Consider the following 13,231-nt stretch of genomic DNA (forward strand, 5'->3'; position numbering starts at 1 on the left):
GGCCTCCGTCAGTCGCGCCCGAATCAGCGCTGGCTCGGCACTTCGCCGACGCGCGAACCGGTGGCGAAGAAGTCGTGCAGGTCATGCGCGAAGGTATCGAGCTTGTTGTTGGTGATCCGGTTGGTGCGGGTGAAGAAGTTGTAACCCAGCACCGCCGGAATCGCCACGCCCAGACCGATCGCGGTCATGATCAGCGCCTCGCCGACCGGACCGGCGACCGCGCCGATGTCGGCCTGGCCGCTGGCGCCGATGCGGATCAGGGCGCGATAGATGCCCCACACCGTACCGAGCAGACCGACGAACGGGGCGGTCGAACCGACCGTCGCCAGTACCGTCAGGCCGCTCTCGAGCCGCAGCGATTCGCGGGTCACGGCCTGACGCAGGGCGCGATCGACGAACTCGGAGCGGTTCAGCGACTCGACCAGGCGCGAGCCTTCATGACGCTGATGGTGGGCGGCCGCCTGGGCGGCGTCGAGGGCAACCTTGGAGAACGGCTCGCTCCGGGGCTGCTCTTCCATGTAGCGGATCGCATCCTGCGCGTTCGGGGTTTCCCAGAACGTGCTGATCACGCGATCGGAGCTGGAACGCAGGCGCGCGTTCTTGATGAAGTTGAAGATGATCCAGTAGATCGACATGGCCGACATGACCAAGAGAGTGCACAGCACTACCCAGCCGACGATGTCGAGGTGCTGAATCATGTCCGCGAAGCCCATCTGCTGCAGCGCTGCGGCGCTGTCGGCGGCTCCGGTGACAGGGGCGTTGGTGGTTTCCTGCAGCATGACGCTTACCTTTGAGTGTTGAAGTTTGGAGTTATGGGATGGATCGATGGAGCGGAACAGGTGTTACGGACGCAACATCTATCTGGTAATCGGACCCGGCACGATCATCCGCCGAGATTGAAGTCGACGGGCACGCGCACGCGCCCGGCCGAAGGCCGTCCGTCGACGGTGGCGGGATTGAAGCGCCACTTGCGTGCGGCCTGCATCGCGGCGCGGTCGAGATCGCGGTTGCGGCTGGAGGTTTCCACCGAGACATTGGTGACGTTGCCCTGTGCGTCGACGTCGACGATCAGCACCACCGTGCCCTGGATGCCCGCGCGCAGCGCCGACGGCGGGTACTTCGGCGGGTTCATGTTCTTCGACGAGATATCGACGCTGGCGCCGATGTCGGCCTGCGGCGCAGGCGGCGCGGGCGGCGCCGGCGGCGGGGCCGGGGTATCGATCGGAGACGGGTCGTCGAACACCACCGGCGGCTCTTCCGGCGGCGGCGGCGTCGGCGACGGTTGCGGCGGCACGAGCTCCTTGATTTCCTGCTTCGGCGGTTCCGGCGGCGGCGGCGGCGGCGGTGGTGGCGGTGGCGGCGGTTCGATGATCACCACCTGGGTGACCTCTTCCTCCACGGCCCCTGCGTCGGGCGGGTTCACCGGGGCCAGCAGCAGCAGCACGGCGGCCGCATGGAACCCGATCACCATGGTGAAACCGGCGATGCGCGCCCAGTTGAGGCCTTCGTCTTCTTCGCTCTTGTCGATCGTCGGCAAGCGTTGCGTCATGCGGGGGAACTCAAGTCTGTCCGGACGCCGGAGCGCCCCGGTCTAGTTGTTCGGATACCCGCTGCCGCGATTTCGACGACGGGAATTCCCAAGTCTATACCAACTCTGGCACCGGTGACCAATCGCCCGGAAACGGTTTCGGTCAGTCGGCGCCGGCTCATCGTGCCAGCAACTGTTGCGCTTCCTCGGGCCGCTTCAGGCCCTTGTCGAGCGCTTGCTGGGCAGCCTGCTTGGCTTCCGCGTCACGGCCTTCCCCGGCGAGGATCTTGGCGAGGTTCAGGTACGACTCGCCGTTGTCGCTGAGCGGCGCCGCCTTCTGGTAGGCCTCGATCGCCGGCTCGGTCTGGTCGGAGAAGTAGTACGCCTGCGCCAGCGCCACGTAGGTCTGGTGGTCTTCCTTCAGTACGCCCTTCTGCAGGCCTTCCTCGATCACCTCGATCGCCTTCTGCTCGCCGCCTTCGCTGTTGATGTGCAGCGCGACCAGGTTGCGGTACTCGCGGTCCTCGGTCAGCTGACCCTCGGCGCGCAGCTTTTCCATCACCTCGATCGCCTTGTCGTCGCGCTCGGCCTGCATGTACATGCTCGCCAGATTGAGTTGCGAGCGCTTGTCGCCCGGCGACTGGCTTGCGATCTGCTCGGCAAGCGCGGTCGCCTCGGCGGCCTGTCCGGTCTCGGCGTAGGCGGCCATCAGCGCCTGGGTCCAGGCGGCGTTCGGCGTCTCCGAAGCCGCGATCGCCTGCTTGAGCGCCGGCACCGCCTCCCCGTAGCGCTCGGCCTGGTACAGCAGCTGACCTTTCAGCGCCAGGTCTTCGGGCTTGTCGCTCTGCGTCTCGGTGAGATAGCGGTCCAGCGTCGCCAGGCTCTCGTCGGTCTGCTCGTCCTGCGCCTGCAGCTGCGCGAGCATCATCATCGACTGATAGTGGCCGTTGTTGTCGAGCGCATCGAGCTCGATGGTCTGCTGCAGGTAGGCCTTGGCCGCCGCGGTGTCGTCCTCGCTGTAGGCGGCGTTGGCCGCCAGCTGGGCGGCATAGGCCTTGTCGTAGTCGTTGGCGCGGTCCTCGGCGAGGATCTCGTCGGCGAGTTCGCGCACCTGCGCGTACTGCTCCTTTTCGAAGGCGGTGCCGAGCTTGTTCAACTTCGATCCCATCCGCGACGAGGCGCTCTCGCCGGGCGCTTCGCGCGTGGCCTGCGGATAGAGTTCCTCGGCTTTCGGCGCGCGATCGCGGCGCGACTGGCATTGCTCGACCGGAACGTTCGCCGGCGATTGCGCGGCGGCGGCATCGACACCGAGCGTGGCGGCGACCGCCAGCGCGAGCAGGGCGGGCGCATGGATCATCGATTTCATTGCATCACCTTCTCTTGTTGCCTGGGAACGCCGGTTGGATCGGCCGGTCGGATCGGCCGGTTGGAAAATCGTCGGGCGTCCTTCCCCGAAAGCGCGATGATGCCGGCGCCGCGCCCGCGGCTCAACCGCATTTGGGAACGCGTCCGCCCGCACGCGCCTGTTCGTACGTGGGCACGAGGCGCGCCGCGCGCGACTGGAGCTCGCCGATGCGGCTTTGCGGATCCGGGTGGGTCGACAGCCACTGCGGCGGGCGGCTGCCGCCCGCGGCGATCATGTTCTGCCACAGGTTCACGGCCGCGCGCGGATCGAAGCCGGCGCTCGCCATCAACTGCTGTCCGACCACGTCGGCCTCGCTCTCCTGCGCGCGCGAGCCGGGCAGCAGGAAGCCCGCCTGCGCGGCGATACCGCCGCCCTGCACCGCGGCATTGCCGACGCCCTCGCCGTAGCGCGAGCCGAGCAGCGAGCCGACCACCTGCAGCGCGCCGGAGGCGCCGGCCTGGCGGGTGATGCGTTCGTCGTGATGGCGCGAGGTCACGTGGCCGATCTCGTGCGCGATCACCGCCGCCAGCTGGTCCTGGTTGCGGGCCACGCTGAAGATGCCGGTGTTCACGCCGACCTTACCGCCCGGCAGCGCGAATGCGTTGGCGCTGTTGTCGACGAAGACCGCCGACTCCCAGCCGATCCGCTGCGCATCGGGCGGCAGCTGGCGCACGATCGCATTGACCACGCAGCTCACGTAGGCGGTCTGGCGGCTGTCGTTGCTGACCTTCTGCTTCGCCTTCATCTCGGCGAACGCCTGCGCGCCGAGCTGATTGAGCTGCGCTTCGGGCACCGCACCGACGTACTGGGTACGCCCGGTCGGCGAAGTGGTGGTGGCGCATGCCGACAGCACGAAGACGGCACCGAGCGCGAACAGGAACGGTTTCATGGCGAAGGTCCCGGGGATCGGCTGCCGTTGTAGAACGGCGGTGATTAAAATTTCGTCAAGCGAACGACACCGTCGGCATCGACGCTGGTCGCTGGCGCGACGATCCTACGCGGCCCGTGTGTCGTCCGCGTGACCGTGGCGTTCAGATCGCCAGGTCGGCGATCGGCCCCGCCGCAGTCCCGATGCGGTGCCGATGGCGAAGCCGCCCGACTTGGGGCGTGGCGCCACCGCGACCTCAGACATCCAGATTCGCCACTTTCAACGCGTTGTCCTCGATGAACCCACGGCGCGGCTCCACCACGTCGCCCATCAGCGTGCTGAAGATCTGGTCGGCGGCGACCGCGTCCTCGATCCGCACCTGCAGCAGACGACGGGTCTCCGGGTTGACCGTGGTTTCCCACAGCTGGTCCGGGTTCATCTCGCCCAGGCCCTTGAAGCGCTGGATCTGGCGGCCCTTCTTGGCTTCCTCGAGCAGCCAGACCTGGGCCTCAGCGAAACTGGCGATCGGCTGGCTGCGGTTGCCGCGGACGATGCGGCCGCCGCTGCGCACCAGGCCATGCAGCTGTGCCGCGCACTCGCGCAGCGCCCGTAGTTCGCCGCCCTCGAACGCGGCCAGCGGCAGCACCTGCTGCTGCTCCACGCCCATGTGCCGGCGGACGATCAACAGGGTGGCCGGCACGCCCTCGCCACCACGCTGCAGCTGCAGCGCATAGCGTGGACGACCCAGGCCGCTGCGGTTGAGCCGGGCCTCCAGGCCGTCGAGCACCTGCCGTGCCTGCGCATCGTCGCCGAGATGGGCGGCGTCGAGCGGCGCCGCGTCGATCAGCGCCGTCAGTACGGCCGGATCGTAGCGGTGGGCATTGCGGGCGATCGCGTCGCGCGCGCCGGCATAGGCCAGCAGCAGCTTCTCGAGTCGCAGGCCCTCGACCGGCGGCTCGCCCTCGGCCGGGACCAGCGAGGCGCCCTCGACCGCGTTGCCGGCCAAGTAGACGTCGAGCGCGGCATCGTCCTTGAGGTACAGCTCGCTCTTGCCCTGCTTGATCTTGTACAGCGGCGGCAGCCCGATATAGATATGGCCGCGCTCGATCAGCTCCGGCATCTGCCGATAGAAGAACGTCAACAGCAGCGTGCGGATGTGGCTGCCGTCGACGTCGGCGTCGGTCATCAGGATGACGCGGTGGTAGCGCAGCTTGTCCGGGTTGTATTCGTCCTTGCCGATGCCGGTGCCGAGCGCGGTGATCAGGGTGCCGACCTCGGCCGAACCGAGCATGCGGTCGAAGCGCGCACGCTCGACGTTGAGGATCTTGCCCTTGAGCGGCAGGATCGCCTGGGTCTTGCGGTTGCGGCCCTGCTTGGCCGAGCCGCCGGCCGAGTCGCCCTCGACGATGAACAGTTCCGACAGCGCCGGATCCTTTTCCTGGCAGTCGGCCAGCTTGCCCGGCAGGCCGGCGATATCCAGCGCGCCCTTGCGCCGGGTCAGGTCGCGGGCCTTGCGCGCGGCTTCGCGGGCACGGGCGGCATCGACGATCTTGCCGGCGATGGCGCGCGCCTCGGCCGGGTTTTCCTGGAGGAACTCCTCCAAACGTGACGCGAACGTGCTCTCAACGACCGGTCTCACGTCAGATGAGACAAGCTTTTCCTTGGTCTGCGAGGAAAAGCTCGGATCCGGCACCTTCACCGACAGCACCGCGATCATGCCCTCGCGCATGTCGTCGCCGGACAGGCTGATCTTGGCCTGGCGGGCGATCCCGTTCTGCTCGATGTAGTTGCTCAAGGTGCGCGTGAGCGCCGCGCGGAAGCCGATCAGGTGGGTGCCGCCGTCCTTCTGCGGGATGTTGTTGGTGAAGCAGAACATCGTTTCCTGATAGCTGTCGGTCCACTGCAGGGCGACGTCGACGGTGATGCCGTTCTGCTCGCCGCTCACCGAGATCACGTTGGGGTGCAGCGGGGTCTTGAGCTGCGCCAGGTGCTCGACGAACGAGCGGATGCCGCCCTCGAACTCGAACACGTCGCGGCGCGCTTCGCCGCGCTCGTCGCCGCGCTCGTCGACCAGGGTGATGCGTACGCCGGAATTGAGGAACGACAGCTCGCGCAGGCGCCGGGCCAGGATGTCGTAGTGGAACTCGGTGTCGGTGAAGATCGCGGTGGCCGGCTTGAACCGCAGCAGGGTGCCGCGCTTGTCCGACGTTTCCAGGGTCTCGAGCGGATACAGCGGCTCGCCCAGCGCGTATTCCTGCCGGTAGTGCCGACCATCGCGCCAGATGTCGAGCCAGAGGTGCTCGGACAGCGCGTTGACCACCGACACGCCGACGCCGTGCAGGCCGCCGGAGACCTTGTAGCTGTTGTCGTCGAACTTGCCGCCGGCATGCAGCACGGTGAGGATCACCTCGGCCGCGGACACGCCCTCCTCCTTGTGGACATCGACCGGGATGCCGCGGCCGTTGTCCGACACCGCCACCGAGCCGTCCGGATGGATGGTGACCACGATGTCGTCGGCATGACCGGCCAGGGCCTCGTCGACGGCGTTGTCGACCACCTCGAACACCATGTGGTGCAGGCCGGTGCCGTCGTGCACGTCGCCGATGTACATGCCGGGGCGCTTGCGCACCGCCTCGAGGCCGCGCAGCACGGTGATCTTGCTGGAATCGTATGCGGTGCCGCCGGGCACGGGCGGCGAAGGGATCTGGTCGGTCATTCGCGTCTTCTGGGCTGGACAGGTCCGTTCGCCACCGTCGCGCCGGCCGCAACCGGCACACATTAGCTATAGGGACTCAACGCCCAATTATAGCATCGCGGCTGCCTTCGAACCGCGCAACGACCGTGCTGTGGCGGGGCGCTCAGGCGGGAGTCACCGCGCCCTGTTCCACGTGGAACCGGCGCAGGTCGGCCAGCTCGGCATCCGCGCCCGGCGGCCAGTCGGTGCCGGTGACGAAGACCTGGGCCGCGCCTTCGCGCAGCAGCGCCAGCACCCGTTGCCGGTGGCCGGCGTCGAGCTCCGAGGCCAGGTCATCCAGCAACACCACCGGCCATTCGCCGCGTCGGGTGGCGTAGTCGCTGGCCTGCGCCAGCAGGCAGGCCAGCGCCGCCAGCTTGCTCTGGCCGCGCGAGAGCGGTTCACGGTTCGGTGCGCTGGAGAATTCGACGCGCCAGTCGGCCCGGTGCGGACCGACGCCGGTATGGCCGAGCATCCGGTCGCGCTCGCGTGCGACCAACAGCGCGTCTTCGAGGCCGAGTTCGCCGCGACGCCAGCCAGGCTGAAACGCCAGCGTCGCGATACCGAGCATCGGCGCCATCCGCGCCACCGTGGCCGCCAGCACCGGTTGCAGCCGCTCCAGGTAATCTTCGCGGAATCGGGTCAGGGGTTCACCGGCCAGCGCCAGCTCGTGGTCCCAGACGTCCAGCTGGTCCGCCGGCGCACCGGACTTCAGCAGCGCATTGCGCTGTTTCAAGGCCCGTGCGTAGCGCCGCCACAGCGGAAGAAACTCCGGTTCCACGTGGAACAGGCCCCAATCGACGAAACGCCGGCGCGGCTCGCCACCACCGGAGATCAGGGCGTGGCTGCCGGGCTCGAAACTGACCACCGCCAGGGCGGCGCACAGGTCGCCCAGCTGCGCCACGGCCTGGCCATCGAGACGGCCCTCCCAATCCTGCCCGCTGTGGCGCAGGCCGGCACGGCGCGTCCGTTCGTTGTGCCCTTCGGACCACTCCACGTACACCTCCAGCGCCGCGGCACCGGTGCGCACCAGGCCGTCGCGCACGCGCCCGCGAAAGCTGCGCCCGTAGGCCAGCAGATGCACCGCTTCCAGCACGCTGGTCTTGCCGGCGCCGTTGTCTCCGACCAGCAGGTTCAGCGCCGGCCCTGGCGCCAGCTCCGCCTCGGCCAGTCGCCGCAGGTGCCGGATCCGCAGCAGGGTCACATGCACGCGATCGCCCCCCGCGCCGGACCGCAGGAAGCAAAACGCCCGGACCATGCCGGGCGTTCTGGTTTCACGTGGAACACGGCGCCATTCACAGCCGCAGCGGCATCACCACGTGGCGGCACCGCTCGTTGCCGGCCTCGCGCACCAGTGCCGACGAGTTGGCATCGCGCAGCTGCAGGATGACATGCTCCTCGCGCAGCGCGGAAAGGGCGTCGAGCAGGTAGTTGACGTTGAAGCCGACCGCCAGATCATCGACATTGGTCTCGGCCTCCACTTCCTCCTGCGCCTCTTCCTGCTCGGGGTTGTGGGCGCTGATCTTCAGCTGCCCGGGCGAGACTTCGATGCGCACGCCGCGGTACTTCTCATTGGACAGGATCGCCGCGCGCTGCAGCGATGCCCGCAGGGCCTCGCGTTCGATCCGCACCTCGCGATCGGCGCCGATCGGGATCACCGCCTCGTAATCAGGGAAACGGCCATCGATCAGCTTGGTGGTGAAGGTGACATCGTCGCGCCGGACCCGCAGATGGTTGCGGTCCATCTCCAGTTCGAGCTCGCGGTCGCCGCCTTCGAGCAGGCGCTGCAGCTCCTGGATGCCCTTGCGCGGCACGATGATCTGCCGCTTGTTGCTCACGGTGGCCTCCAGCGGGGCCTCGCACAGCGCCAGGCGATGGCCGTCGGTGGCCACGCAACGCAGGTGGCGGTCGCCGAGGTCGAACAGCAGGCCGTTGAGGTAATAACGCACGTCCTGCTGCGCCATCGCGAACGCCGTGCGCTCGATCAGTTCCTTGAGCACCGCCTCGGGCACCTGCACCCGCTCGGTGGTCTCGACGTCGTCGATCGCCGGGAAGTCGTTGGCCGGCAGGCTGGCCAGGGTGAAGCGGCTGCGCCCCGCCTGCACCGTGACCTTGTCGCCGGTCTGCGAGACCGTGACCTTGCTGCCATCGGGCAGGGCGCGGACGATCTCGAACAGCTTGCGCGCCGGGATCGTGGTCTCGCCGTTCTGGGCGTCGTCGACCGGCGTCCTGGCGACCATCTCCACTTCCAGGTCGGTGCCGGTGAGCGACAGCCGGCCGTCAGCCACCTGGACCAGCAGGTTGGCGAGCACCGGCAGGGTCTGCCGACGTTCGACGACGTTGACCACCTGCGCCAACGGTTTCAGAAAGACTTCGCGTTGCAGACTGAAGCGCATGCCGGTCGTGTCCCCGTGCCCAAGATTGAAGAGATTGGATAAAACTAAAAACTGGTGGTGGTGGAGTCCCGATTTTCGGGCGATAACTCATCTAAATGATTGATATTAAACGGCATTATTCGATCACAACCGGGTGGATAACGGCTCCCCCCGAAGACCGACAACCTGTGGATAGAATCGGCGGCGCCATTCGATCCTCAGGTTGTCCACAACTTGTTCGGTGCCTGTCCACCGGGCTCGCACACGGCCTTTTCGCCGTCATTCGCTGAGCTTGCGGATCAGCTTGTCCCAGTCCTCTCGCAGCTTGCCGTCGGTTTCCATCAGGTGCTTGATCTGGCGGCAGGCGTGCAGCACGGTGGTGTGGTCGCGGCCCGCGAACGCGTCGCCGATCTCGGGCAGGCTGTGCTCGGTCAGCTCCTTCGCCAGGGCCATCGCCATCTGTCGCGGGCGGGCCAATGAGCGGGTGCGTCGCTTGGACAGCAAGTCCTTGATCTGCAGACCGTAGTAGTCTGCCACGGTCTTCTGGATATTGGCGATGCCGACGCTGTGCATCTGCGCGCGCAGCAGGTCGCGCAGGGTTTCCTGGGCGAATTCCGGGGTGATGCTGCGGCCGGTGAAGTTGGCGCGGGCGACCAGGGTATTGAGCGCGCCTTCCAGGTCGCGCACGTTGGAGCGCATCTTCTTGGCGATCAGGAAGGCGACGTCCTCGGGGATCAGCGCGCCGCGTTCGCTCGCCTTCGACAGCACGATCTGCGCGCGGGTCTCGAAGTCGGGCGGGTCGATCGCCACCGACAGCCCCCAGGCCAGGCGCGATTTCAGGCGCGGCTCGAGGCCGTCGACCTCGCGCGGGAAGCGGTCGCAGGTCATGATGATCTGCTGGCGCCCGTCGAACAGCGCGTTGAAGGTGTGGAAGAACTCCTCCTGGGTGCGCTCCTTGCCGGCGAAGAACTGGATGTCGTCGATCAGCAGCGCATCGACCTGCTGGAACTGGCGCTTGAAGCCGTCCATCGCCCGGTCCTGCAGCGCCCGCATCATCGCGCTGAAGAACTGTTCCGAGCGCAGGTACAGCACCCGTACCGACGGGTTCTGGCGCCGCATCTGGTTGCCGGCGGCGAACATCAGGTGGGTCTTGCCCAGGCCGGTGCTGCCGTACAGCAGCAGCGGATTGTGGGCGCGGTCGCCGGGCTTCTGCGCCGCCTGCCAGGCGGCGGCGCGGCCGAGCTGGTTGCTGCGGCCCTCGACGAAATTCTCGAAGGTGTAGTGGTTGTCGAGATTGCCGTGGAACGCCTCGGCCGCCGGCGCGTGCGCGATCACCGGCAGAGTGTCCATGTTCGTCCGCGGCAGCGAGCCGATCTCGAGCGCAACCTCGGCGCTGCCGGAGAAATGCCCCAGCAGTTCGCGGATCCGGGTCAGGTAGCGCGAGCGCACCTCGTCGCGGACGAAGGCATTGGGTGCGTACAGCACCGTGGTGTCATCGCGACGTGTGGCCTGCAGCGGCTTGAGCCAGGTATGGACGTCTTCGGCCGGAAACTCGGCTTCGAGGCGTTCGAGACAGCGTGGCCAGGCATCCATCGGGCGTGACATCTAGGGTCGGCAAAGGCGCCGGACAACGGCAACCGTCGCGGCGTGGGCGGGTAGGGGAGTGAGCCGGCAGACTACCATCGCACCCCGCGGGGCGCATCATCGCGCCGACGCGGCCGGCGGACCGTCGCCGGTGCTCGCCGCCGGCACGGTTGACCTGCCGGCCGTGGCGCCGCTAGAATCGCCGGTTCTTTCCGTCGCGCACCGCACGAGAGTTCCACCATGGCCACCAAGCGCACTTACCAGCCCAGCAACCTCAAGCGCAAGCGCGACCACGGTTTCCGTGCCCGCATGAAGACCGCCGACGGCCGCAAGATCCTGGCCCGCCGTCGCGCCAAGGGTCGCAAGCGCCTGACGGCCTGACGCCGTCGTTCACGCGGGCGCCGCGTCGCCCCCGTTGCCGAGCGTCTCCCGAGCGTCCGTTTTCCGATGACCGCCGGCTTCCCGAAGCAGGCCCGGGTCCGCGTGCGCGCCGATTTCGATCGCGTGTTCAAGCACGCCCGGCGCACCGCGTCCCCGCTGATGGCGTTGCACTGGCTCGACGACGCGTCGTCGCCGCGGCTCGGCCTGGCGGTGTCGCGCAAGGTCGATCCCAACGCGGTCGGACGCAACCGCATCAAGCGCGTCCTGCGCGAACAATTCCGAACCCTGCGCGCGCAACTGCGCCCCGGCGCGTACGTGGTCGTGGCGCGCGCGGCTTCGGCCGATGCCAGCTCCGCCGCCTTGCGCGAGGGCTTCGTCGCGGTGCTCGCACGCGCCGGTGCGTTGCCGCCACCGGCGGCGGACGGCACAATGCCGGGCGCTTCCTCCTCTTCCATCCCGTCCCACGTCCCTGCGCCGGATCGTTGCGGCGAATGAGCTTGCCTGCCTGATGAACCAGACCCGTACCTTCCTGATCCTCGCCTGGCTCATGGTGGCGACGCTGCTGTGGATGGAGTGGAACCGGGACAAGGACGCGGCGCCGGACGCGGCCGCCTCCAGCGAACAGGCCCAAGAGCGCGGCAACGCCGTGCCCGGCAGTGATGCCGGAACCGGGACCGGCACGGCGGCGGTGCCGACGGCGCCCGACCTGCCGGCCGCGGCGGAGAGCGCCCGCCCGGCGGTGCCGGGGATGCAGGCGCCTGCGGCGGCCGGCGACCAGTCGGTCACGGTCACTACCGACGTGCTGCGACTCACGCTCAGCCGCGGCAACGTGGTCGACGCCGCGCTGCTGGGCTATCCGCAGACGCGCGACGAAGACAGTCCGCCGGTCAAGCTGCTCGACACCGATCCGGCGCGCTACTACGCGGCGCAAAGCGGCTGGGTCAGCCAGGCCGATCCGGCGCCGGACCACGAGAGCGGCTTCACGCCGGAGGGCGCCGAGCGCGCCTATCGCCTGACCGAGGGCGGCGACGCGGTCAGCGTGCCGTTCGTCTGGCGCGGCGCCGACGGCCTGACCATCCGCCGCACCATCACCGTGCGTCGCGGTTCCTATGCGATCGACGTGCAGGACACGGTGGTCAACGAAGGCGCAAGCCCGTGGCAGGGCTTCGTCTACCGGCAGCTGATGCGGGTGCCGCCGCAGGTCAACCGCGGCATGACCAACCCGGAGTCCTTCAGCTTCAGCGGCGCCACCTGGTACAGCGGCGACGAAGGCTATGGCCGCCGGACCTTCGCCGATTTCGCCGACGACGGCCCGCTCAACCTGCAGGCGCGCGAAAGCTGGATCGCGATCCTGCAGCATCACTTCTTCACCGCCTGGATTCCCGAGCCCGACGCCGCGACCACGATCTCGCTGCACGTCGACGGTCCGCGGCACCTGATCCGCGAGGTCGGGCCGGGCGTCAACGTCGCCCCGGGGCAGCAGGCATCGACCGCGGCGCGGTTGTGGGTCGGCCCCAAGCTGGTGCAGCAGATCCAGGCGCAGGACGTGCGCGGCCTCGATCGCGCGGTCGACTACTCGCGTTTCTCGCTGTTCGCCTTCCTCGGTGAATGGCTGTTCTGGCTGCTCGACAAGCTGCACGACCTGTTCAAGAACTGGGGCTGGTCGATCGTCGGCCTGGTGCTGCTGGTGAAGCTGGCGATGTATCCGCTGTCGGCGGCGCAGTACAAGTCGATGGCACGCATGCGCAAGTTCCAGCCGCGAATCGCCCAGCTCAAGGAGCGCTACGGCGACGATCGCCAGAAGTTCCAGATGGCGATGATGGAGTTGTACAAGAAGGAGAAGATCAACCCAGTCGGCGGCTGCCTGCCGATCCTGCTGCAGATGCCGATCTTCTTCGCCCTGTACTGGGTGCTGCTCGAATCGGTGGAACTGCGCCATGCGCCGTGGATGCTGTGGATCCAGGACCTGACCGCGCGCGATCCCTGGTTCATCCTGCCGGTGATCAACATCGCGGTGATGTGGGCGACACAGAAGCTCAGCCCGATGACCGGCATGGACCCGATGCAGCAGCGCATGATGCAGCTGATGCCGGTGGTGTTCGGCGCGGTCATGATCTTCTTCCCGGCCGGCCTGGTGCTGTACTGGGTGACCAACGGCGCGCTCGGCCTGGCGCAGCAGTGGTGGTTCATCCGCAAGTACAGCGAGCCTGCTGCCAAGTCGGCTTGAGAGCCGGGAATCGGGAATCGGGAATCGGTAAAGGCAGCAGCAACAGCAATGCAGCCTTTGCCGTTGCGTGAACGGCGGCTTTCCTTGTGGGAGTGGCGGTGATATGCCCGCGCCGGGAAATCGCGACGC

General features: G+C 67.9%; 11 protein-coding genes. 3 read left to right on the plus strand and 8 right to left on the minus strand.

The window, feature by feature from the left end; all coding sequences use genetic code 11:
- Positions 1-23 precede the first annotated feature (23 nt).
- From FXO19_RS13815 to dnaA, 8 genes are all read right to left on the minus strand, one after another.
- Positions 24-779 (minus strand): MotA/TolQ/ExbB proton channel family protein, encoded by a 756-nt coding sequence (locus FXO19_RS13815; RefSeq protein WP_149195686.1) that lies wholly within the window; start codon positions 777-779, stop codon positions 24-26.
- A gap of 104 nt (positions 780-883) precedes the next feature.
- Complete coding sequence (locus FXO19_RS13820) at positions 884-1,549, minus strand: energy transducer TonB (RefSeq protein WP_149195687.1); 666 nt, start codon at positions 1,547-1,549, stop codon at positions 884-886.
- 157 nt (positions 1,550-1,706) lie between these two features.
- On the minus strand, positions 1,707-2,894 hold the full coding sequence (locus tag FXO19_RS13825; protein WP_149195688.1) for a tetratricopeptide repeat protein: 1,188 nt from the start codon (positions 2,892-2,894) through the stop codon (positions 1,707-1,709).
- Between the two features lie 121 nt (positions 2,895-3,015).
- Positions 3,016-3,822, minus strand: coding sequence for a M48 family metallopeptidase (locus FXO19_RS13830; protein WP_149195689.1), 807 nt, complete (start codon positions 3,820-3,822; stop codon positions 3,016-3,018).
- 235 nt (positions 3,823-4,057) lie between these two features.
- A complete protein-coding gene (gyrB, locus tag FXO19_RS13835; RefSeq protein WP_149195690.1) occupies positions 4,058-6,517 on the minus strand; it encodes a DNA topoisomerase (ATP-hydrolyzing) subunit B in 2,460 nt (819 codons plus the stop codon).
- A gap of 142 nt (positions 6,518-6,659) precedes the next feature.
- Positions 6,660-7,745, minus strand: coding sequence for a DNA replication/repair protein RecF (recF, locus tag FXO19_RS13840; protein ID WP_425481480.1), 1,086 nt, complete (start codon positions 7,743-7,745; stop codon positions 6,660-6,662).
- A gap of 85 nt (positions 7,746-7,830) precedes the next feature.
- Entirely contained in the window at positions 7,831-8,931 is a 1,101-nt protein-coding gene (gene dnaN, locus FXO19_RS13845) for a DNA polymerase III subunit beta (protein WP_149195692.1), read from the minus strand.
- A gap of 258 nt (positions 8,932-9,189) precedes the next feature.
- On the minus strand, positions 9,190-10,503 hold the full coding sequence (dnaA, locus tag FXO19_RS13850) for a chromosomal replication initiator protein DnaA (protein ID WP_149195693.1): 1,314 nt from the start codon (positions 10,501-10,503) through the stop codon (positions 9,190-9,192).
- Positions 10,504-10,734: 231 nt separating this feature from the next.
- On the opposite strand from dnaA, the gene rpmH reads away from it, so the two are divergent.
- The 3 genes from rpmH (at position 10,735) to yidC (ending at position 13,102) form a co-directional block, all read left to right on the plus strand.
- Complete coding sequence (gene rpmH, locus FXO19_RS13855; RefSeq protein ID WP_013536759.1) at positions 10,735-10,875, plus strand: 50S ribosomal protein L34; 141 nt, start codon at positions 10,735-10,737, stop codon at positions 10,873-10,875.
- Between the two features lie 66 nt (positions 10,876-10,941).
- Complete coding sequence (gene rnpA, locus FXO19_RS13860) at positions 10,942-11,370, plus strand: ribonuclease P protein component (RefSeq protein WP_149195694.1); 429 nt, start codon at positions 10,942-10,944, stop codon at positions 11,368-11,370.
- A 13-nt stretch (positions 11,371-11,383) separates the two neighbouring features.
- Positions 11,384-13,102 (plus strand): membrane protein insertase YidC, encoded by a 1,719-nt coding sequence (gene yidC / locus FXO19_RS13865; RefSeq protein ID WP_149195695.1) that lies wholly within the window; start codon positions 11,384-11,386, stop codon positions 13,100-13,102.
- Positions 13,103-13,231 lie beyond the last annotated feature (129 nt).

This window comes from Luteimonas suaedae, assembly GCF_008312895.1.
In the GTDB taxonomy this organism is placed as follows: domain Bacteria; phylum Pseudomonadota; class Gammaproteobacteria; order Xanthomonadales; family Xanthomonadaceae; genus Luteimonas; species Luteimonas suaedae.